We start from the raw sequence: 21,910 nt of genomic DNA on the forward strand, positions 1-21,910 counted from the left end.
GAGAGTCTTACTGCTCGTTAAGGCTGGGATAAAAATTCCCGTTGTTTAATGTATGCTTTTGCATACATTTTTTCTTTCCTGATAAATATTCATATGCTCACAGCTTGGCTCATAAAATGAACAGAGGAGTAAAGCTGTGAGAGGGTGTGAGGAAAATAGATATGCAAATTGCATCTTTAAATAGAAACTATGTGGACGAACCGACGAAGCAAGTACTGCAAAACTTAGTGAATAAAAAAAGAAAGATGGAAAAATACAGGCAGAAGCGGTTTTCTGCACAAATGTTTACGTTTATTACATCAATCATTTTCATACTTTATATATATTTTTCTATTATTAAATACAGCTTGGGCAATATCGGTTTTATTATTAGCTCCATACTCAATGATTCCCTTCATATTGTTGTAGTATTATGTATTGCCGCAGGATATGCAACAGCATTATATTTTAAAAAGAAAGAAGATAAAACAGAAAATGAATTCCATTCTTTAAGATGTGAAGTTGTTCGTAAAAGCACGGACTATTGGCCGCAGCCAGAGCTGTGGGAGCGGCGCCATGAAGTGCTGCAAATGATGAAGAGGGAATTTGATATAAATTTATTTCAGGAAAGTAAGTAAAATCTAACTTCCTATTAATAAGTCCCCAATTTTATTAGAGATGTTAGTTTTACTGGCTGTTATTTTGGAAAGATATAATACTATTGATAGAAATTCGTTTATACTTAAATATATAAATTGAAGACTGTTTTTTACATGAGTTATCCAAATAAATTCTTTATTTCTAAACCTGAATTTTTTTGCAAAACTTAGTTGATTTTTGGTTCATCCATTTGCAAGCAAAGCTTGCAAATGCTTTTCAGCTTTAGCTGAAAAGTGCCCAAATTGATAAAACGAGAAAGAAAAGCTCGCTTTTCTTTCTCGTCTTATCAATTTGGGCGAGATGAGCTAAAAATCGTACGCTATACTACATTTTGTCAGATATATGTTAAGATATTAATTTGTATCCGTATAGTAAGGCTGCAAGAGGAAAGGATTATGGATGGTGCTATGGTAATTGTTTTATGGATTTTCATTAGTTTATTTATAATAGGTGTACTCATATGCTTATATATGTTCAAAAAAGCGATGGAAAATAACCTTGTAAATCATCGTTTGACATTTTCGAATTTTCCTGAAAGTTTCGGAGAAGTGAATATATTTTTTATTTCTGATATTCATAGGCGCAAAGTTAGTAAAAGATTATTAAATCAAATAAATAAGCAAGTTGATTTTGTCATTATTGGCGGCGACTTAACAGAGAAAAGGGTGCCATTTAGCCGAGTGGAGCAAAATATTAAAGAACTCGTTAAAATAGGACCGGCTTATTTTGTCTGGGGAAACAATGATTATGAAGTAGACTATCATTCATTAGATGCACTCCTGCTTGAACACGGTGTAAGTATTCTTGATAATACAGCGAGGAGCTTTGAGTCTCCAAGCGGGGAAAAGCTTATATTATTAGGGGTGGATGACCCGACACTTGGACGCGACAGGCTGGAGCTCGCCTTGTTTGACAGTGAGGAAGATGGTTTTAAAATATTAGTAAGCCATAATCCTGTCATTCATAAAAAAGTAAAAGATACTGATAATATATCATTTATATTAAGCGGTCACACACATGGAGGACAAATTAGGTTTTTAAATTTCGGATTGTATGAAAAGGGCGCACTTCATCAATTTGATCAATATTCCCTTTTAGTAAGCAATGGCTACGGAACATCAGGTGTTCCGTTAAGATTAGGTGCTCCTGCCGAGACACATCTTATTACGATAAGTAAAGAACAATAGAACGAAATGAAAAGATGGAAGCTTCTAATAAAGGTTGGACAACTTTTATTAGAAGTTTCTTTTTTTCATGGAGAAGAGCCAGAACTTTCTAATACGGCTGAATGATTATGCAAAGCAAAAACATTCCTTTTCACCCGCAATGAAGAGTAAAAAAACACTGTTTTGTTTGAAAGAGGACCAGATTCCAACTTTTAACCATTTAAGCTTGTCTTATTTTCGTTCTCGGTGTACACTGTTTACAAATTATTAGAACCATCTCGCTTTAAATTCATATGATGAATGTAAAATGAGCGTTCTAACGGCAGGAGGGTAAGGGATGCGGCTCGAGCGACTGAACTATAATAAGATAAAAGTTTTCCTAACAGTAGATGATTTAAGTGACAGAGGTTTAACGAAAGAAGATTTATGGAAAGACTCACTTAAAGTTCATCAATTGTTTCGTGATATGATGGAGGAAGCGAGTGAGGAATTAGGTTTTGAGGCGCATGGGCCGATTGCTGTTGAAGTCTACTCTCTTCAAGCACAAGGAATGGTTGTCATCGTCACGAAAAATCAAGAAACTGATGATGAAGAAGAAGATGATTATTCAGATGATTATATAGAAATGCAAGTAAAACTCGATGAGAGTGACGATATTATTTATGAATTTAAAACATTTGAAGATCTCATTCAGCTATCAAAATGTTTATTCCATCTAAATATTCATGATGGTATGATTTATAGTTATGAAAACCAATATTATTTACTGATAGGTGAAAATCAGCCAATGTATGTAGAAGATTTAATCTCTATACTTGCTGAATATGGCCATCCTTCTACGATAACAATTCATAGGCTGGAAGAGTATGGGAAGTGCTTAATGGAAGAGCATGCTATTCAACAGCTTTATCATTTTTTTGGAAAAAAAGACGGAACTGTCTTATAATAATCACTTGATTAAACAAACAGGATTGTTACTTTCACGTAGCAGTCCTCTTTTTCTTTTTTCTGGTATTATTACTCTTTTTGATGGACGGTTTTTAATAATAAAAGGTCTATTCTACTTTGCATAAGTTAATGGAAGGTGTATACTAAAATTCAAAGGTGGACATTTCCAACTTCAACTGAAAAGATTTAGGAGGTTAGCTTAAATGGTAGCCGATAATAACACCGACAAGAACCATGAAAATCTTGATGTATTAAAATCAACCCAAACGGTGATACATAAGGCGCTTGAAAAACTAGGGTATCCTGAAGAAGTTTTTGAACTATTAAAAGAACCGATTAGAATGCTGACAGTGAAAATTCCAGTGAGAATGGACGATGGCTCAGTTAAAGTATTTACAGGATACCGTGCACAGCATAATGATGCTGTTGGCCCGACAAAAGGCGGTATTCGCTTTCACCCTAATGTTACTGAAAAAGAAGTAAAAGCACTTTCGATATGGATGAGTTTAAAATGTGGAATCGTTGATTTACCTTATGGCGGAGGTAAAGGCGGAATAATCTGTGACCCAAGGGACATGTCGTTCCGTGAATTAGAGCGTCTGAGCCGGGGATATGTCCGTGCAATCAGCCAGATTGTAGGACCAACAAAAGATATTCCGGCACCAGATGTTTTTACGAATTCGCAAATAATGGCTTGGATGATGGATGAATACAGCCGTATGGATGAATTCAACTCACCAGGATTTATAACTGGTAAGCCGCTCGTTCTCGGTGGTTCTCATGGACGTGAATCTGCAACAGCTAAAGGTGTTACGATTTGTATTCGTGAAGCTGCAAAGAAAAAAGGCATTGAACTTCAAGGAGCGAGAGTCGTCGTGCAAGGCTTTGGAAACGCCGGCAGCTATTTATCCAAATTCATGCATGATGCAGGTGCTAAAATTGTCGGTATTTCAGATGCATACGGTGGCTTATACGATCCAAACGGTTTAGATATTGATTACTTACTTGATCGTCGTGACAGCTTTGGAACTGTAACTAAGCTGTTTAATGATACGATTACAAATAAAGAATTACTGGAGCTGGACTGTGATATTTTAGTTCCTGCAGCAATTGAAAATCAAATTACAGAAGATAATGCAGAGAATATTCGTGCGAAGATTGTAGTGGAGGCAGCTAATGGGCCGACTACTTTAGAAGCGACGCGTATTTTAACTGACCGCGGTATTTTATTAGTACCGGATGTACTGGCAAGTGCCGGCGGTGTGACAGTTTCCTACTTCGAATGGGTTCAGAACAATCAGGGATATTACTGGTCTGAAGAAGAAGTGGATGAAAAGCTCGAAACTGTAATGGTTAAATCATTTAATAATATTTATGAAACAAGTCAAAATCGTCGTGTTGATATGCGTCTTGCTGCATACATGGTAGGGGTTCGCAAAATGGCAGAGGCATCGCGATTCAGAGGCTGGATTTAATATAATATATTTGCAACATAAATGAAAATCTCCTATCATTACCGATAGGGGATTTTTTACGGTAATGATGTATAAATGAACGATTTTGTGTAACTAATATGATACGATATGGAGTTTTATAGGAGATGAAGAACGTGATAAATGAAGAAATTATTATTGTCGGCGGTGGACCATGTGGTTTATCAGCCGGTATTGAATTAGAGAGTATTGGGAAAAGTCCATTAATTATTGAAAAAGGAAATATTGTTAATGCTATTTACAATTATCCGACACATCAAACTTTTTTCAGTTCAAGTGAGAAATTAGAAATTGGGGAAGTTCCTTTTATTATTGAAAATAGAAAACCGGTGAGAAATCAGGCGCTCGCATATTACCGAGAAGTTGCAAAAAGGAAAGATCTTCGTGTTAATCCTTTTGAAAAAGTAGAAAGCGTTGTAAAAGACGGTGAAAACTTTATTGTTAAAACATCAAAAGAAACGTATCAGGCTAAATATGTAGTCATTGCAACAGGTTATTATGATCATCCAAACTATATGGAAGTTCCGGGAGAGAATTTGCCGAAAGTGTACCATTATTTTAAAGAGGGACATCCTTATTTTGATAAAGATGTTGTTGTTATTGGCGGGAAAAATTCAAGTGTTGATGCGGCATTAGAGCTTGTTAAATGTGGTGCAAGAGTAACTGTTTTATACCGTCGCAGTGAATATTCTTCCAGTATAAAGCCTTGGATTTTACCTGAATTTGAAGCTTTAGTAAGACATGACATTATTGATATGAAATTTAATGCTTCCGTAAAAGAAATTACAGAAGCTTCCGTAGTGTATGTAGTGGACGGAGAAGAAAAAACAATTAAAAATGACTTTGTATTCGCTATGACAGGCTATCATCCTGACCATCAGTTTCTAGAGAAAATGGGTGTCGATATTGAAAGTGATACAGGAAGACCCGTTTTTACAGAGGAAACAATGGAGACAAATGTAAATGGTATTTTTATTGCAGGTGTTATTGCAGCGGGTAATAATGCAAATGAAATTTTTATTGAGAACGGCAGATTTCACGGGGGTCTTATTGCACAAGCAATCATGCAAAGAGAGGCATTAACGAAATAAGAAAAAAAGTATAAAGATAAAGGAAGGGGGAGCAGATGATGAAAAAGGTGACATTAATTACTACAGGCGGAACAATTGCAAGTAAGGATATTGGCGGCGGATTGTTATCATCAGGTGCTTTAAGCGGAGAACAATTAGCAGCTCTTTGCAAACTGCCTGATGATATTGAGATAAAAATCGTTGATTTAATTCAAGTACCAAGTATGTTCATGGACTTTGAAAAAATGAGTGTATTAAGAGAAGCTGTTTTAAATGAACTAAATGATGAATCTGTCTCAGGTATCGTTATTACCCATGGTACCGATTCTCTTGAAGAAACAGCTTATTTTTTAGATGTGACAATTGATAATAAGAAGCCGGTTATTGTAACGGGATCACAGAGATCACCAGAAGACGAGGGAACAGATGTCTATTCAAATTTAAGAAATTCCATTTATGCGGCAGCTGCTGAAATATTAAAAGATGCGGGAACTGTTGCAGTTTTTAATGAACGAATTTATTCGGCAAAATATGTAAAAAAAGTTCATGCATCTAACTTACAAGGATTTCATTCATTTGGGTACGGATATCTTGGAATTATTGATAACGGCGTCGTAAATATATATCAGAAACCTGTTAATCATGAATGTTATCCCCTTGAACATCCACTGCCGCGTGTTGATATTATTAAATGTTACACGGGAGCGGACGGCTTCCTTATTGAAGCGGCAGTTCAGGCATCTGCAAAAGGGATTGTTTTAGAAGGTGCAGGCCGCGGACAGGCGGCACCTAAAATGGTCGATGCCATTCAAGCTGCTTTAGATAAGGGAATCGCAGTTGTTATGACGACAAGCGCGGAAGAAGGACATGTTCATCCATCCTACAGCTATGTTGGAAGCGGGCATGATCTTATGTCAAGAGGTGTTATTTTAGGCGGGGACTTTGATAGTAAAAAGGCGAGAATTAAATTGGCTGTTTTACTATCAAATTTTGAAGAAGTGATACAGGATCTATTTTAAACAATGAAAACTTTTGAAGCTTTTCACATTTCAAATTTCATAATATCGTGTTACGATTATAATGAATAACGTAAAATTTCCGTTAGCTGGAGTTTTACTGCCCGTTAAGTGCGGAATAAATGAATTTATGTGAAAAGAGGCCTGTTGATGGTTGCAATCATTTCTGCAGGCATTGCCCCAGGTCTTGCGTTACTAAGTTATTTTTATTTAAAAGATCAATATGAAACAGAACCGTTTTACATGGTGTTTCGGTCATTTATATTAGGGGCTCTGCTTGTTTTTCCTATTATGTTTATTCAATATGTTTTGGAAGTAGAAGCCGTTTTTACATCAAGCATCCTCACAGCATTTATTGCATATGGATTTTTAGAAGAGTTTTTTAAATGGTTTATTCTCTTCTTTACTATTTATCAGCATGTTCATTTTGATGAGCATTATGATGGCATTGTTTATGGTGTTTCCGTTTCTTTAGGATTTGCTTCCGTGGAAAATATTTTATATTTATTTGCTAATGGACTGGAATTTGCAATTGGCAGAGCTATCCTTCCAGTTTCAAGCCATGCCTTATTCGGTGTTATAATGGGGTATTATTTAGGAAAAGGGAAATTTACGTTAAAGTCGAATCAGCTCAAATGGATTATGATTTCTGTATTCCTTCCTATTTTCCTGCATGGTTTATACGATACATTATTGATAAACTTTAAGAGCGGACGTTATATTATTCTGCCTTTTATGATTTTTTTATGGTGGTTTGCATTACGCAAAGCAAAGATTGCTAGAATGAAAAAATAATCAGAGAGTAAGGGACTGCTTAAATGCAGTCTCTTTTTTTTATGCACAGCAATTCTCTTTCTAATGAATAAAATACCACGCTCTACAAAAAATACAGGTAGGCAAAGAAATTTTTAACTGGAGGAGGCTTGAGCAGCATGAAAATCATTATAAAGATGTGTATGGCTTCTTTATTATTGTTAACAGCCATAGTTTTTCAACTTTTTTTTGGAAGCATACCTAAAGCAGATGCTTTCTCAGGGCAAGTAATTCAAAGAGGAGCAACGGGTGAGGATGTTATCGAGCTGCAAGCGAGATTGCAATATAACGGATACTACCATGGGAAAATTGATGGTGTGTATGGCTGGAGTACGTATTGGGCGGTAAGAAATTTCCAGCAGCAATTTGAACTTGATAATGTTGACGGCTTAGTAGGACAGAAAACGAAAAATATGCTTGCGAATTCTACTAAGTTTTATTCTGGTTTCGTTTATAAGCAAATAAATAAAGGGAATGATTTCACCCATTACGGAGGAGTTCCACTTAGTATCCAAGCTGCACCAACGAAAGAGCAGCAGGCAAAATTAAGACAGCAGGCAGAAGGAACGAAACAGAAGTATATTGCTGAACACACGAAACAAGGCGGCCAGGCAGCCGAAAATAAGCAGCAGCAAGCAAACCAGCAGGCAAGAGAAAATAAACAAGAACAAGCGAATCAACAGGCGAGAGAAAATAAACAAGAACAAGCAAACCAACAGGCAAGAGAAAATAAACAAGAACAAGCAAACCAACAGGCAAGAGAAGATAAACAGCAGCAAGCAAACCAGCAGGCAAGAGAAAATAAACAAGAACAAGCAAATCAGCAGGCAAGAGAAAATAAACAAGAACAAGCAAACCAGCAAGCAAGAGAAAATAAACAGCAACAAGCGAATCAGCAGCAAGCAGTACAAAAGAAAGAGAAACAAAAAACAGCGGCGGCAAATGTACCAGGCGGCTACTCACAAAATGATATACAGCTTATGGCAAATGCGGTATATGGAGAAGCAAGAGGGGAGTCGTATGTTGGACAAGTAGCAATTGCGGCCGTCATATTAAACAGGGTGAACAGCCCGACTTTTCCGAACACGGTTGCTGGAGTTATTTTCGAACCAAGGGCTTTTACCGCAGTTGCGGATGGACAAATTTATTTAACACCGAATGATCAGGCAAAAAAGGCCGTCATTGATGCATTAAATGGATTTGATCCGACAGGGAATGCAACATATTATTTTAATCCAGCTACTGCAACGAGTGGATGGGTTTGGGGAAGACCGCAAATTAAACAAATTGGCAAACATATTTTCTGCCGATAAAAAGGGTGATAAATTGTGTTAAGAATAATAGCAATTACAGTATTAGCTATTGGAGTTGTAGGGACAGGTTATTGGGGATATAAGGAGCATCAGGAGAAAGATGCACTTCTCATTCAAGCAGAAAACAATTACCAAAGGGCATTTCATGATTTAGCATATCGAATTGATATTTTACATGATAAAATCGGTGCTACTCTTGCGATGAATTCGAAGGAATCACTTTCGCCGGCACTTGCCGATGTATGGAGAATTACATCCGAGGCACATTCAGATGTTGGACAGCTTCCGCTCGCTTTATTGCCATTTAACAAAACAGAAGAATTTTTATCAAATATTGGTGATTTCAGCTATCGGACAGCTGTTCGTGATTTGGAAAAAGAACCGCTTTCGAATAAGGAAATGAAAAGTTTGGAAAAAATGTATGAGCAATCTGCAGATATTCAAGGTGAGTTAAGGAAAGTACAAAGTTTGGCAATAAAAAATAACTTGCGCTGGATGGATGTAGAGATGGCTCTTGCTTCAGGAAAAAAGCAGGCAGATAATACAATTATTGATGGTTTTAAAACAGTTGAAAAAAATGTAGGTGCCTATGCGGAAACAGATTTTGGACCAACTTTCACATCAAATAAAAACAGGGAAGAAGGATTTAATCAATTAAAAGGTAAAATGATTTCTAAAAATGAAGCAAGGAAAATTGCCGAGAAATTTGTTAATCAGCAAGTAAAAGATGTAAAAATAACAGAAAACGGCGAGGGAGCTAGTTTCGGATTTTACAGTTTAGCAATGACTGATAAAAAGGATAAATCTGAAATAAATATAGATTTAACAAAAAAAGGCGGATATCCAATTTATTTAGTAGAAAACAGAGAAATAAGTGATGCGAAAATCAGTTTAAATGATGCTACTAATAAAGCGATTGAATTTTTGAAAAAGAATAATTTTAAGAACCTTCAATTATTTGAAAGTGCACAATATGATAATACCGGCACATTTTCATTCGTTTCCGTCCGTGATGATATAAGAATTTATCCAGACACTATTCGGATAAAAGTAGCGCTTGATGATGGAAGTATTATCGGGTATTCCGCTCGTGATTATCTAGCAGCAAATAAAGACCGCAACATATCGAAACCGGCTATGACGTTAGAAAAAGCGAGAAAGAAGTTAAATCCGAATTTGAAAATTCAGGAAGACCGGCTTGCGGTTATAACGAATGAGCTTGGGGATGAAGTATTATGCTATGAATTTCTAGGGACTATAAATAATGATACGTACAGGATCTTTATTAATGCAGATAGTGGAATAGAGGAAAAGGTTGAAAAATTGAAAAATCCTGAACCGATTTACAATGAAATTTAATATTTGTAATGTGAATGGTGAAATGCTTTAGGAAATTGAAAGCGCTCTAGTTTTAAAGGAAGGAGAAAGGTATTTCATTACCTTTCTTTTTCCATGTGATATATTACATCTCTTGCGCAATGAATGTCGTCCATGATTTAATAAGATGGAGAAGCAATGATGAGAGAGTGATATTGTGCTGAATATTGGTGATGTAATAAATTTAGAAATGAAGGACGCTACTGCTGATAAATTTAAATGTAAAGTAGTAGAAATAAAAGAAAATCAATTTTATATTGATTATCCAGTTAATGAGGCAACAGGAAAAACTGCTTTCTTGATGAATGATACAGAGTTACTTGCCTCATTCGTTAATAAAGAGCAAAATATATACCGTTTTGATACGGTTGTAGCCGGCCGGTTAAAGGAAAAAATTCCGATGATTATATTATCTTATCCCGGCGATGATAAACTAGTTAAAATTCAGCGACGAGAATTTGTTAGAATCGATACAAATGTAGATATTGCTATTCATGGGATTCATAATGAATTTCCTCCTTTTACGACAGAAACGGTTGATATAAGTGCTGGCGGTACAGCGATAAAACTTCGCGAAGGACATAAATTAGAAGAGGGCAAAGAAATTATTATATGGCTGTCTCTCCCATTTCAAAATGCTCCGATTGAGTACATAAAAACGAAAGCGGAAATTACTAATTTTATTCCTGTAGAGAAAAAAGGATATATAAAAGCGCCTGCTAAATTTATCGATCTTGATGAAAAATCAAAGCAATTGTTAATTAAGTACTGTTTTGAACAACAAATACTGATAAGGCGTAAAATGGCTCAATATTAGACTTTTGTATAAAGAAAGATAGTTTTAGCTATACTAGATAAAGTGAAACTTCCTTCAGTGGGGGCCTCATCCCCTGCTGAAGGTTAGTTAAACCAATCGGACCTTTACGGGCAGCTGGGTCTCCCACTTCACTTCTTCGGATTGCTAGAATTTGAAAAGGGAGCCTTACTGCTCGTTAAGGCTGGGATAAAAACTATCGGAGATGAGTGAATGAAGCGATTTGAAGGGATTTTAATAAAGCTGCTTGTCATTCATTTTATTATTTTAATCTGCTCACAGCTTATTATACAGGAGCCGAAGATTCAGCCATATTTATCCCGCGTAGTAAAGTATGAAGGTGTCAATAAAATTACGATTTCTGAATGGCTTGAAACATTTAGCCAATAATGGCAGCAGCATGCTGATACGGGGTCAAGTCTGACCTCTCTGGCTATTTTTACACAGTACCCACCAAGGTTACTGTAGGGTGATGTCAGACTGGTCGGATATTTTTAATTTAAAATGATTATATTTACAATCTATCAAAATGGTAAACTAGTATAAATTTCAATGGAAGTTCCACTGTATACAGGAGGTATTATGGGAAAAACAATTTCTGTAGCGATTGATGGTCCTGCGGCTGCAGGTAAAAGTACTGTCGCAAAAATTATCGCTGAGCATTTTTCATATGTTTATATTGATACAGGCGCAATGTACCGAGCTTTGACATTAGCAGCTATTAAAAATAAAGCAAATCTTGAAGAGGAAAAAGAAGTTGCTGATATTCTGGCAAAGATTGAAATTGAATTACTGCCTGCTGAAAAAGGACAGCTCGTTTTATTAAATGGAGAAGATGTGACGGACGATATTCGAAAAGATGAAGTAACAAATAATGTTTCTATTGTCGCAAAACATGGTAAAGTTAGAGAAGAGATGGTTATAAGACAGCGTCATCTCGCAGCAAATGGCGGCGTCGTAATGGATGGAAGGGATATTGGCACACATGTGCTTCCAAATGCGCAGCTGAAAATATTTCTAAAAGCATCTGTTGATGAGAGAGCGAAAAGAAGGCATGAGGAAAATGTATCAAAAGGTTTTCCATCAGATTTAGAAAAGCTGAAAAGTGAAATAGCGAGCCGTGATAAGCTTGATTCCGAAAGGGAAATAGCTCCGCTTAAGAAAGCTGATGATGCGATTGAAATTGATACAACATCATTTTCCATTTTAGAAGTCGTTGAAAAGATAAAACAGTTAATGGAAGAGAGGCTTTAATAAAGTGTTCATGTATAAATTAGGCAGAGGTGCTGTAAAAACTCTTCTTACACCTTTTTATCGCTTTGAAGTTATCGGGTATGAGAATATACCGAAAGAAGGCGGAGTACTCATTTGCTCAAACCATATAAGCAACTTCGACCCGCCGGTTGTCGGTATCACTGCTGCTCCGCGTCAAGTTCATTTTATGGCAAAGGCAGAGCTGTTTAAAGTACCAGTATTGGGACCTTTAGTCCGCAGTTTCGGTACTTTTCCGGTAAAAAGAGGGATGAGTGACCGTGAAGCATTAAGGGTAGCTTTAAAAATATTAAAAGATGGTAAAATTTTAGGTCTGTTTCCAGAAGGAACGAGAAGTGTTAATGGAGAATTAGGTAAAGGACTCTCGGGTGCCGGTTTTTTCGCCTTACGTTCCAATGCAGCTGTCGTCCCATGTGCTATTATCGGTCCGTATAAAGCATTTAGCCGATTAAAAGTCGTTTATGGAAAACCGATTAATATGGAAGAACTAAGAGAGCAAAAAGCTTCTGCTGATGTTGTGACTGAAGTGATTATGGCGGAAATCAAAAACCTTATTGAAAAAAATAAGTAGATTAAAGCTTATCGCTTGACAAAAAGTAGCATTTATTAGAAGTTTATTAGAAGAGGGGTATTGTCATTTTATTTTTAAAATGAATGAAATGATAACATACATATTTTAATCTAAAGTCGCACTTGTTTTTGACCAAGGAGGTTATGGAGATGGAAGAGTTAAACAATGTTGAAGTACAATCACCAGAAGTAGGACAGATCGTTAAAGGTGTCGTTACGAAAGTGGAGGAAAAACAAGTAATCATCGAAATAGAAAACTGCAAGTTCACAGGAATTATCCCAATTAGTGAACTTTCAAGCCTTCATGTTGAAAAAGCATCTGATATTGTCGGTGAAAACGATCAATTAGATTTAAAAGTGATTAAAGTGGAAGAAGAATCACTAATTTTATCGAAACGCGCCGTTGATGCGGACCTAGCGTGGGAAAGTCTTGAAGATAAATTTGAATCTAAAGAAGTTTTTAATGCGGAAATAAAAGATGTTGTTAAAGGTGGACTCGTAGTAGATTTAGGTGTTAGAGGTTTTATCCCTGCTTCGTTAGTAGAAACATATTTTGTTGAAGATTTCTCAGAATACAAAGGGAAAACTTTATCATTAATTGTAGTAGAAATTGATAAAGAGAAAAATAGAGTCATCTTATCACACCGGGCAGTTGTGGAAAAAGAACAGGTGGAAAAGAAGCAAGAGCTGCTTGATTCAATCCAGGCTGGGGATGTATTAGAAGGAACGGTTCAAAGATTAACGAACTTCGGTGCATTCGTTGATATAGGCGGAATTGACGGCCTCGTTCATATTTCGCAATTATCACATACACATGTTGACAAACCGTCTGATGTTGTAGAAGAAGGACAGAAAGTATCTGTAAAAGTATTATCTGTTGACCGTGATAATGAGAGAATTTCACTGTCTATAAAAGAAACGCTGCCAGGACCTTTTGAAGCAATGAAGGAAAAAGTAAAGGCTGGCGATGTTATTGAAGGAGAAGTGAAACGCCTCGTATCATTTGGTGCATTTGTTGAAATTTTCCCGGGTGTGGAAGGGCTAGTTCATATTTCACAAATTTCTCACAAGCATATTGGAACACCGCATGAGGTGCTTGAAGAGGGACAAACAGTTAAGGTGAAGGTGCTCGATATAAATAGTGAAGAGCAGCGTATCTCACTTAGCATTCGTGAATTAGAAGAGTCACCGAATGCAAGTGAAGAAGATTATATTAGATTTCAATCTCAAGATGAACCATCAGGTTTTCAGCTTGGTGAGATGATTGGTGATCAATTAAATAAACTAAAGTAAATGGTGATTTAGATGGATAAACGGGCAGAGCGTAAAATGGAACATATTCATCATGCATTAAGCACAGGACAACGGCGTTTAAGCGGTTTTGATGAAATTACGTTTGTTCACAGCAGCTTGCCGGATCTATCAGTTGATTGTATTGAATTAAATACAAAAATTGGCGGACTGTTTTTAAGTTCGCCTCTTTTTATAAATGCAATGACTGGCGGCGGCGGTGAGGAAACGTTAAAAATTAATGAAGCTTTAGCAAATGCTGCAAAAGAAACAGATATTGCAATTGCTGTAGGGTCACAAATGTCAGCTGTAAAAAATAAAAATGAAGCGAAATCATATGAAATTGTCCGAAAGGTAAATGCAAAAGGCATCATTTTTGCGAATTTAGGCAGTGAAGCGACGGTTGATCAGGCTAAGACAGCAGTTGATATGATCGAAGCAAATGCATTGCAAATTCACTTAAACGTTGTACAGGAATTAGTAATGCCTGAAGGGGACCGTGATTTTACGAATGTATTAAAAAGATTGGAAGCAATTGTTAAAGGTGTGGAAGTTCCTGTTATAGTAAAAGAAGTAGGGTTTGGTATGAGCAGGGAAGCGGTAAGGCAGCTGAGTGAAATAGGTGTACAAGCAGTAGATGTCGGCGGATACGGCGGAACGAATTTCTCCCGGATTGAGAATAATCGCAGAGAGAGAATGATGACCTATTTTGATAACTGGGGCATACCGACTGCAGTGTCGATAGCCGAAGCAAGTACGAATAGAGAAAGCGGCATATCGATTATCGGTTCGGGCGGTATGCAAAATGCTCTTGATATTGCTAAAGCTGTATCATTAGGTGCAAGTGCAGCAGGACTAGCAGGTTACTTATTGAAAATATTAATCGAAGACAGCTATGAACATTTAGTACAAGAAATTCAAATGATAAAAAATGATTTGAAATTAATCATGACGGCATTAGGATGTAAGTCTATCAGTGAACTTCAACATGCACCTCTTATTATCTTTGGTCAAGCACATCATTGGCTCACAGAAAGAGGAATTGATACAAAGAAATTCAGTCAGCGTTAAGCTCGCCAATTGGCGAGCTTTTTCTATTATTTCATTATTGATTTCTTCTTCTTGCAGCTTCTGGTCCTTCTAAACCAGTTGAGCCTTTGTAATTAATTGACTGGTCCCGGTCAGATTCTACTCTTTTACTTTCTCTTAGTTTCTTTTCTTGGCGATCTTTTCCCATCTCTATCCCTCCTTTTTTTTAGTATTCATTTTCTATATTAATTTTATCCCAGCCTTAACGGGCAGTAAGACACCACTTTCAAAATTCTAGGGATTCGAAGAAGTGAAGCAGGAGATCACCTGCCAGTAAAGATCCAAACAAAGAAAGCATACTAAGTTCTATACTTCACCCGAGCAACGTATGTGTGATCGGCATCGTGCGGATTCATCAGTAAGGATGAGAAAAAACCCTGCTTATGGAAATTTCACTTTATTTTTATTCGCAAAGCTGTTTTAACACAAATAGATTTAGCCATAATGGGAATAATAGGAGGAGGAGTGAAGTGGAAGGAATTATTTATTATTGGTTCATGTGGGCGGCATGGATTGTTTGCACATTTATGTGGAGAAAAGGGAAATGGAGAACGTGGATTATTGCTTTTATTTTAGTAAATATTATTTTTAGTAATTCATTTATTGCTATAGCTGATTTTCAAGTGAGAGTAAATTATTTTTTATTTCTACTTCTTGGCTATTTTTTACTGGCGAATCGGAAAATAACATTTTCCTTTTTTCTGACTTCTGTCACATTGACGTTTGCTTACAGCGGAATGATGCTCTTTCAGTTGTATGACCCGGTCTGGTTTATTTTCGGTGGGACATGGATTATAAGTGTTCTCGTTAGTTTTTTATCTCTCTATATCGGCAAAACAGCTTATGAGCAGTTTGCGTATGTGCTTATAGCAGTTTGCCAGGGAGAATTTTTATATTCATTTATATTGAGTAATATTTACAGCGGATTGACGGTCGGGACGGAACAATTTCTTGATATTACAATTTTAAGCTGTACTCTCATCTATATTTGGGCACTATATAAAAATATGATTTTTTATGTGGAACAGCTTCTTCAAAAACCAGTAAAGGAGAAACAGGGATAGATGAATGAATATACACTACCAGTTCTTTTCGGGGTTGCAGCAGGTGTTATAAGCCGGCTTTACATGTTAAGGACGGATTATCGCCAGTATCCTACATATTTGCATGGGAAAATAATTCATATAGCGCTCGGATTTATTGCAGCTGGTTTAGGAACGATTGCTGTCCCGGCGATTATGACGAAGGAATTTACAGCTGTTACGTTTTTAACTTTAGCGGCTTCCCAGTTTCGAGATGTACGAAATATGGAGAGAAATACGTTAACACAAATGGACAGCTATGAATTAGTTCCAAGGGGAACAACGTATATCGAAGGAATTGCGATTGCATTTGAAAGCAGGAATTATCTTGTTATTTTTACCTCCTTATTTACAACATTTGCTTATTTGGTTTTTAATTTTATTGCGGCTGTCATTGCGGCTGTCATTTGTCTGTTTATATCAGGTAAGCTTATGGCAGGGGGGAAAATAAAAGATATTGTGGATATTGAGCAGGCGGAATTGCATTTTGACGGTGCTGGCTTATTTGTCGATAATATTTACATTATGAATATCGGGATTCCGGAAAAACAAGAAGCTATTCTTAAGTATGGAATGGGCTTTATTTTGAAGCCGAAAAATTTTAACGCAAATATGACGATTGCAAATCTTGGACAAAGACAAGCAATTCTACATGACGTATCTACAGCGCTTGGTGTATACAGAGATTCTGGTGAGCCTGCACTTACACCGCTTGCAAAACGTGACTTAAATGACGGTCGTCTCGGCGTTTTCGTTTTACCACAGGTTCGTGATGCAGAAAAAGCGATTGAAATAATCAGCCAGGTTCCGACTCTTGAAAATGCGATTCGAATGCCTTCTGAGAAAAAGGAAAATGGAAGGGGTGCTTCTTAATTGAGTGCAATTGAAAAATACATATTAGCTGTAGTTACGACAGACCCTACACGCACAATTGGAGGCACGGCAGTATTTATTTGTAAAACAGAAGAAGAAATGCATTTTTATGCAAAGAATCTGGAGGCAATTTTAGATGGGATCGCCCATGGTATCGGGGATGATTTATACATCGTTGTTAAACATTAGAGATAAAATAAATTATTTTAATTTCGCTGCCGTCTTTACATTATTCTTGTAGAGATAAAAGTTCTTTTTATGTATAATAAAACTATTAGATGAATATTTATACATAAAGGGGATCGGCGGAATGGATATGATTTGTGAATCAGATAAACTGGATGATTATTTACTTGAATGTAATGAGGTTAATTATTCTCATCCTCTAATTAGAGAAAAGGCAGATGAACTTTTTAACCCTTCTCAAACGGAAATGGAGAAAGTACAGATTGCTTTTGAGTTCGTTCGGGATGAGGTATTCCATTCGGCGGATATTCAAGGCAAGCATGTTACCTGTTATGCATCTGAAGTATTAGCCTATAAAGAGGGGATTTGCTATGCAAAGTCTAATTTGCTGGCAGCTTTATTAAGATCACAAGGAATACCAGCAGGTTTTTGTTATCAGCGGTTAATGCTGTTCGATACCCCTGAAAAAGGATATTGTATCCACGCTTTAAATGCTGTTTTCTTAAAATCGGTGAATAAATGGGTAAGATTAGATGCCCGCGGAAATAAGGAAGGGATTAACGCACAGTTTTCAATTCATGAAGAAAAGTTAGCTTTTTCAATTAATGAAGCATGTGATGAAAAGGATTATCCGGTTATTTATGTACAGCCTCATCCTAAAACATTAGCAGTATTACAATCACATACTAATGTACGGGAAATGTATACATATCATTTGCCAGATAATTTATGATTATTTTAATAATAACCTCATTTTAGAATGAAACTATGTTGATTTTTGGCTCATCCATTTGCAAGTAGAGCATGCTTTCTAAATATGAGTGAGATGAGCCAAAAATCGTACACTATACTAAGGTTTTTATTGTATATTGGGAATTTATAATAATAGGGTATTACTCCTTATTTGCTAAACATCATTTAATTAAGTTGAGTAATATTTTAAAATTTGATAACATAAGAAAGTTAGACCCTTCTTTCGACTGTTAGAAGGGTTTTTTAATTCAGTGAGTATGTATATAATGTAGTTTGGATAATTAATAAAATAACGAATTTTTTTATTATACATATAGAAAACCGCTAATTGGCAGGAAGGATGTTTTTTAATGGCAAAACCAGTTGTTGCAATCGTAGGTCGCCCGAATGTGGGGAAATCGACGATATTTAATAGAGTTGTTGGAGAAAGAATTTCAATTGTAGAAGATGTACCAGGGGTAACGAGGGACCGTATTTACAGTTCAGGTGAATGGCTGACGTATCAATTTAATATTATTGATACAGGCGGTATTGATATCGGTGATGAACCGTTCCTTGCGCAAATTCGCCATCAGGCTGAAATTGCGATTGATGAAGCGGATGTTATTATTTTTATGACGAATGGACGAGAAGGAGTTACGTCGGCTGATGAGGAAGTAGCAAAAATTCTTTACCGTTCAAATAAGCCGGTCGTTCTCGCTGTTAATAAAATTGATAATCCTGATATGCGTGCTTCTATCTATGATTTCTATGCGCTTGGATTTGGTGAGCCTTTCCCGATTTCAGGGTCTCATGGTCTCGGCTTAGGTGATTTATTAGATGAAGTAGCGAAGCATTTTAAAAATATTGGTTCGGAAGATTATGATGATGGAACAATTAGATTTTCATTAATCGGCCGTCCGAATGTCGGAAAGTCTTCTCTTGTTAATGCAATTTTAGGAGAAGAGCGTGTTATCGTCAGCAATATTGCAGGAACGACGCGTGATGCAATTGATACGACTTATAAGTATGAAGGACAGGACTTTGTCATTATCGACACTGCTGGAATGCGTAAAAAAGGGAAAGTATACGAATCGACTGAGAAATACAGTGTATTAAGAGCATTAAAGGCGATTGACCGCTCAGATGTTGTCCTTGTTGTTTTAAGCGGGGAAGAAGGTATTATTGAGCAGGATATGAAAATCGCAAGTTATGCCCATGATGCTGGAAGAGCAGTTGTTATTGTTGTGAATAAATGGGATGTAGTGGAAAAAGATGAAAAAACGATGAAGGAATTTGAAGAAAATATTCGTGAGCATTTTAAATTCCTGGATTATGCACCGATTGTCTTTTTATCTGCGAAAACAACGAAGAGAATCCATACATTAATGCCGAAAATTATTCTTGCGAGTGAAAATCATTCAAGACGTGTACAGACGAATGTATTAAATGATGTTGTGATGGATGCTGTGGCGATGAATCCGACTCCGACGCATAAAGGTACACGCTTAAAGATTTTCTATACGACACAAGTAGCTATAAAGCCGCCTACTTTCGTCGTGTTTGTTAATGAACCGGAATTAATGCATTTCTCATATGAAAGGTTTTTAGAAAATAGAATTAGAGAGGCATTTGAATTTGAAGGAACTCCAATTAAACTTTTCGCAAGAGCGAGAAAATAGGAGGAGGGAATAAACAATGGAGAAGATTGGTGTACTTGGAGCGGGAAGCTGGGGAACTGCATTATCAATCGTTTTAGCTGATAACGGCCATGAAGTAAGATTATGGGGACATCGGGAACAATTAATCAAAGAGATTAATGAAACGAGAAAGAATGAAAAGTATTTACCAGGTGTGGAGCTGCCCGAATCTATTACAGGCTACACTCATTTGGAAGAAACCTTAAGCGATGTTAAAACGATTGTTCTCGCTATACCGACAAAGGCACTAAGAGAAGTGCTTAAACAAGTTTCTAATATAGTAAAAGAGCCGGTAACAATTGTTCATGTCAGTAAAGGAATCGAACCAGATACATTGTTAAGGATATCCGAGATTATTGAACAGGAAATGTCTGCCGATAAATTAAAAGATGTTGTCGTTCTCTCTGGTCCAAGCCATGCAGAAGAGGTAAGCCTGAGACAGATAACAACGGTTACCTCCTCATCTAAAAATATGGATGCAGCTAAGTATGTTCAAGATTTATTTATGAACCAAAATTTCCGTGTCTATACAAATCCAGATATTATCGGTGTGGAAATTGGCGGAGCATTGAAAAATATTATCGCGCTTTGTGCAGGAATAACAGACGGATTAGGATACGGTGATAATGCAAAAGCTGCTCTCATGACACGCGGTCTCGCTGAAATTGCAAGATTAGGAAGCAAAATGGGCGGAAATCCGTTAACATTTTCAGGCCTTACAGGTATTGGTGATTTAATTGTTACCTGTACAAGTGTTCACTCGCGAAATTGGCGTGCTGGTAATTTGCTCGGAAAAGGCCAAAATCTTGACGAAGTTTTAAATAATATGGGAATGGTCGTGGAAGGTGTCCGAACGACAAAAGCAGCATACCAGCTGGCGGAAAAGTATGATGTTCAAATGCCGATTACAGAAGCATTGTACAATGTCCTGTTTAATGGTAAGAAAGCGAAGGAAGTTGTTGACTCTTTAATGGCTCGCGTGAAGACTCATGAAATGGAAGATCTCGTTAATATAATGGAGAACAGGGTGAATTAAACAAGCTACAAAACAGCTGATTAGGCATATGATAAAAAAAGTTGCTTATTATGTAATAAAATCCCCAGTAAGGTATGGAGAAATAATGCGGACGCGAATATTTTTTATCATTTTTCATAGCTAATGTAGGCATTAGAGGATGCAAGATGGTTCCTATCCGCATAAAATGCATTGTAGTCAAATTAGAGTTGTTCGTTACTGTTGGGTAAAATTAGTCTTTTTGCTGAAGTAAAGTGTGCCCCCTCTTTACTTCAGTTTTTTAATTCCTAATTTTCTCTGTTTTGGACAAGTTTTTCAAAGTATATTATAATCATCCTTAGAATAAGGGGGAATTTTATCGTGGATAGTCCAGGTCTTATGAAAATGTGGATTGCATTAACCTCGATGGGGTTTATGTTTATTTCCGTTTTCTCTATTTATTTCAGCCGTTATAAATTAAAAGGTGTTTTGAAAATGATTTTTACGGCGATGTCTTTTATATTTATGGTTTTAGCTGGAATTTTAATATTTCTTGTTGTATTTACTGGCCCAGTTCCAGAGTAAAATGAGGAAAGAAGAGGAAAGATTTACATAATGAATTATATAAAATTATTCGCTGCCCTAATTGTTTGTGCACTCCTCACCGGCTGTTTGTATCCTGAGGAAAGATTGGCCCAAAACTCTGTCCCGTATGATGATCAAATAGTTTCTGTTCAAAACGCAGTTGACCGCTTTCAAGAGGAGTCAGGCGGGCTGCTTCCGATTAAAACTCGTGATATGGAAACGCCGATATATCAAAAGTATCCAATCGATTTTAATAAATTAGCGCCTAAGTATATGGCAGAGCCTCCAGGTACATCTTTTGAAAATGGAGGTATTTATTTATACGTATTAGTAAATGTTGAAGAAGATCCGACAGTAAAGCTGATTGATCTTAGAATATCAGAGAAAATACGCGATTTGAATTTGCGTCTAAATGTATATCGCCAGTCAAATGGTTATCCTCCGTACAAAGAACAGATTACGGGCGGTGTTTATACATTAGATTACAAAGAGCTTGGGTATGAACAGGAGCCGACAGTACAAAGTCCATACTCAGGTGAGTTTCTGCCTCTCGTTATTGATGCCGATCTTAGTATTTATGTAGATTACAGATTAGATTTGTATAAAAAACTAAGTGAAAAAGAACATTCTTATAAACATGGGGAAGATATCCGCAGCATACTAGTTAATGATTCACCGTTCGTTCCTATTTATTCCTTACCTTATACAGTTGATAAGAAAAATGAACCGATTTTTATGGTAGATAGCAAATAACGATTATTTTTATAAAAAAGTCATGAACCCTTCTTTTGAGAATAAACTCTCAAAGAAGGGTTTTCTTTATAAGAAAGAGAGTGGAAAAATAATCTGAAAATTGCAGAAGAAATTTTATCTCACCAGTCATAAACA

Annotated in this window: 24 protein-coding genes; 23 read left to right on the forward strand and 1 reads right to left on the reverse strand. The window is 36.5% G+C overall.

What is annotated here, in order from left to right; all coding sequences use genetic code 11:
* Positions 1–161 precede the first annotated feature (161 nt).
* The 15 genes from BFA01S_RS08860 (at position 162) to fni (ending at position 14,852) form a co-directional block, all read left to right on the forward strand.
* Positions 162–617, forward strand: coding sequence for a DUF2663 family protein (locus BFA01S_RS08860; RefSeq protein WP_066228630.1), 456 nt, complete (start codon positions 162–164; stop codon positions 615–617).
* A 417-nt stretch (positions 618–1,034) separates the two neighbouring features.
* Positions 1,035–1,826, forward strand: a complete 792-nt coding sequence (locus BFA01S_RS08865) for a metallophosphoesterase (protein WP_412758772.1) — start codon at positions 1,035–1,037, stop codon at positions 1,824–1,826.
* Between the two features lie 316 nt (positions 1,827–2,142).
* Entirely contained in the window at positions 2,143–2,751 is a 609-nt protein-coding gene (locus tag BFA01S_RS08870; RefSeq protein ID WP_066228633.1) for a genetic competence negative regulator, read from the forward strand.
* A 205-nt stretch (positions 2,752–2,956) separates the two neighbouring features.
* Complete coding sequence (locus tag BFA01S_RS08875; protein ID WP_066228636.1) at positions 2,957–4,228, forward strand: Glu/Leu/Phe/Val family dehydrogenase; 1,272 nt, start codon at positions 2,957–2,959, stop codon at positions 4,226–4,228.
* A 134-nt stretch (positions 4,229–4,362) separates the two neighbouring features.
* Positions 4,363–5,337 carry a YpdA family putative bacillithiol disulfide reductase gene (locus tag BFA01S_RS08880; RefSeq protein WP_156483574.1) on the forward strand — a complete coding sequence of 325 codons (975 nt, stop codon included), beginning with the start codon at positions 4,363–4,365 and terminating at the stop codon, positions 5,335–5,337.
* Positions 5,338–5,372: 35 nt separating this feature from the next.
* Positions 5,373–6,335, forward strand: coding sequence for an asparaginase (locus BFA01S_RS08885; RefSeq protein WP_235842999.1), 963 nt, complete (start codon positions 5,373–5,375; stop codon positions 6,333–6,335).
* 147 nt (positions 6,336–6,482) lie between these two features.
* Entirely contained in the window at positions 6,483–7,127 is a 645-nt protein-coding gene (gene prsW, locus BFA01S_RS08890) for a glutamic-type intramembrane protease PrsW (protein ID WP_066228643.1), read from the forward strand.
* A 137-nt stretch (positions 7,128–7,264) separates the two neighbouring features.
* Positions 7,265–8,458: a spore cortex-lytic enzyme gene (gene sleB / locus BFA01S_RS08895; protein WP_066228645.1), complete on the forward strand. Its 1,194-nt coding sequence runs from the start codon at positions 7,265–7,267 to the stop codon at positions 8,456–8,458.
* Positions 8,459–8,473: 15 nt separating this feature from the next.
* Positions 8,474–9,817 carry a germination protein YpeB gene (gene ypeB / locus BFA01S_RS08900; RefSeq protein ID WP_066228647.1) on the forward strand — a complete coding sequence of 448 codons (1,344 nt, stop codon included), beginning with the start codon at positions 8,474–8,476 and terminating at the stop codon, positions 9,815–9,817.
* A gap of 175 nt (positions 9,818–9,992) precedes the next feature.
* Positions 9,993–10,652, forward strand: coding sequence for a flagellar brake protein (locus BFA01S_RS08905; protein ID WP_066228648.1), 660 nt, complete (start codon positions 9,993–9,995; stop codon positions 10,650–10,652).
* A 210-nt stretch (positions 10,653–10,862) separates the two neighbouring features.
* On the forward strand, positions 10,863–11,039 hold the full coding sequence (locus BFA01S_RS22790) for a YpfB family protein (protein ID WP_169800451.1): 177 nt from the start codon (positions 10,863–10,865) through the stop codon (positions 11,037–11,039).
* A 192-nt stretch (positions 11,040–11,231) separates the two neighbouring features.
* On the forward strand, positions 11,232–11,903 hold the full coding sequence (gene cmk, locus BFA01S_RS08910; protein ID WP_066228650.1) for a (d)CMP kinase: 672 nt from the start codon (positions 11,232–11,234) through the stop codon (positions 11,901–11,903).
* A gap of 10 nt (positions 11,904–11,913) precedes the next feature.
* On the forward strand, positions 11,914–12,492 hold the full coding sequence (locus tag BFA01S_RS08915) for a lysophospholipid acyltransferase family protein (protein WP_066228737.1): 579 nt from the start codon (positions 11,914–11,916) through the stop codon (positions 12,490–12,492).
* A 149-nt stretch (positions 12,493–12,641) separates the two neighbouring features.
* Positions 12,642–13,784: a 30S ribosomal protein S1 gene (gene rpsA, locus BFA01S_RS08920; RefSeq protein WP_066228653.1), complete on the forward strand. Its 1,143-nt coding sequence runs from the start codon at positions 12,642–12,644 to the stop codon at positions 13,782–13,784.
* A gap of 12 nt (positions 13,785–13,796) precedes the next feature.
* Positions 13,797–14,852 carry a type 2 isopentenyl-diphosphate Delta-isomerase gene (fni, locus tag BFA01S_RS08925; RefSeq protein WP_066228656.1) on the forward strand — a complete coding sequence of 352 codons (1,056 nt, stop codon included), beginning with the start codon at positions 13,797–13,799 and terminating at the stop codon, positions 14,850–14,852.
* A gap of 34 nt (positions 14,853–14,886) precedes the next feature.
* On the opposite strand, the gene BFA01S_RS21850 is transcribed toward fni, so the two are convergent.
* Positions 14,887–15,018, reverse strand: coding sequence for a YpzI family protein (locus BFA01S_RS21850; RefSeq protein WP_082799918.1), 132 nt, complete (start codon positions 15,016–15,018; stop codon positions 14,887–14,889).
* A 322-nt stretch (positions 15,019–15,340) separates the two neighbouring features.
* On the opposite strand from BFA01S_RS21850, the gene BFA01S_RS08930 reads away from it, so the two are divergent.
* The 8 genes from BFA01S_RS08930 (at position 15,341) to BFA01S_RS08965 (ending at position 21,775) form a co-directional block, all read left to right on the forward strand.
* Positions 15,341–15,934 (forward strand): YphA family membrane protein, encoded by a 594-nt coding sequence (locus tag BFA01S_RS08930; protein ID WP_066228659.1) that lies wholly within the window; start codon positions 15,341–15,343, stop codon positions 15,932–15,934.
* Positions 15,935–16,825 (forward strand): YIEGIA family protein, encoded by an 891-nt coding sequence (locus BFA01S_RS08935; RefSeq protein WP_066228662.1) that lies wholly within the window; start codon positions 15,935–15,937, stop codon positions 16,823–16,825.
* Entirely contained in the window at positions 16,826–17,014 is a 189-nt protein-coding gene (locus BFA01S_RS08940; protein WP_066228666.1) for a capping complex subunit for YIEGIA, read from the forward strand.
* A gap of 121 nt (positions 17,015–17,135) precedes the next feature.
* Positions 17,136–17,744 (forward strand): transglutaminase-like domain-containing protein, encoded by a 609-nt coding sequence (locus tag BFA01S_RS08945; RefSeq protein ID WP_066228668.1) that lies wholly within the window; start codon positions 17,136–17,138, stop codon positions 17,742–17,744.
* A gap of 370 nt (positions 17,745–18,114) precedes the next feature.
* Complete coding sequence (gene der, locus BFA01S_RS08950) at positions 18,115–19,425, forward strand: ribosome biogenesis GTPase Der (protein ID WP_066228670.1); 1,311 nt, start codon at positions 18,115–18,117, stop codon at positions 19,423–19,425.
* A gap of 16 nt (positions 19,426–19,441) precedes the next feature.
* Positions 19,442–20,479 carry an NAD(P)H-dependent glycerol-3-phosphate dehydrogenase gene (locus BFA01S_RS08955; RefSeq protein WP_066228673.1) on the forward strand — a complete coding sequence of 346 codons (1,038 nt, stop codon included), beginning with the start codon at positions 19,442–19,444 and terminating at the stop codon, positions 20,477–20,479.
* Positions 20,480–20,836: 357 nt separating this feature from the next.
* Positions 20,837–21,022, forward strand: coding sequence for a DUF2768 domain-containing protein (locus BFA01S_RS08960; protein WP_066228739.1), 186 nt, complete (start codon positions 20,837–20,839; stop codon positions 21,020–21,022).
* A gap of 30 nt (positions 21,023–21,052) precedes the next feature.
* The gene (locus BFA01S_RS08965) at positions 21,053–21,775 is read left to right on the forward strand and encodes a hypothetical protein (protein ID WP_066228676.1); all 723 of its coding nucleotides are present in this window, start codon (positions 21,053–21,055) and stop codon (positions 21,773–21,775) included.
* Positions 21,776–21,910 lie beyond the last annotated feature (135 nt).

Source organism: Metabacillus fastidiosus NBRC 101226, from assembly GCF_001591625.1.
GTDB lineage: Bacteria > Bacillota > Bacilli > Bacillales > Bacillaceae > Metabacillus > Metabacillus fastidiosus.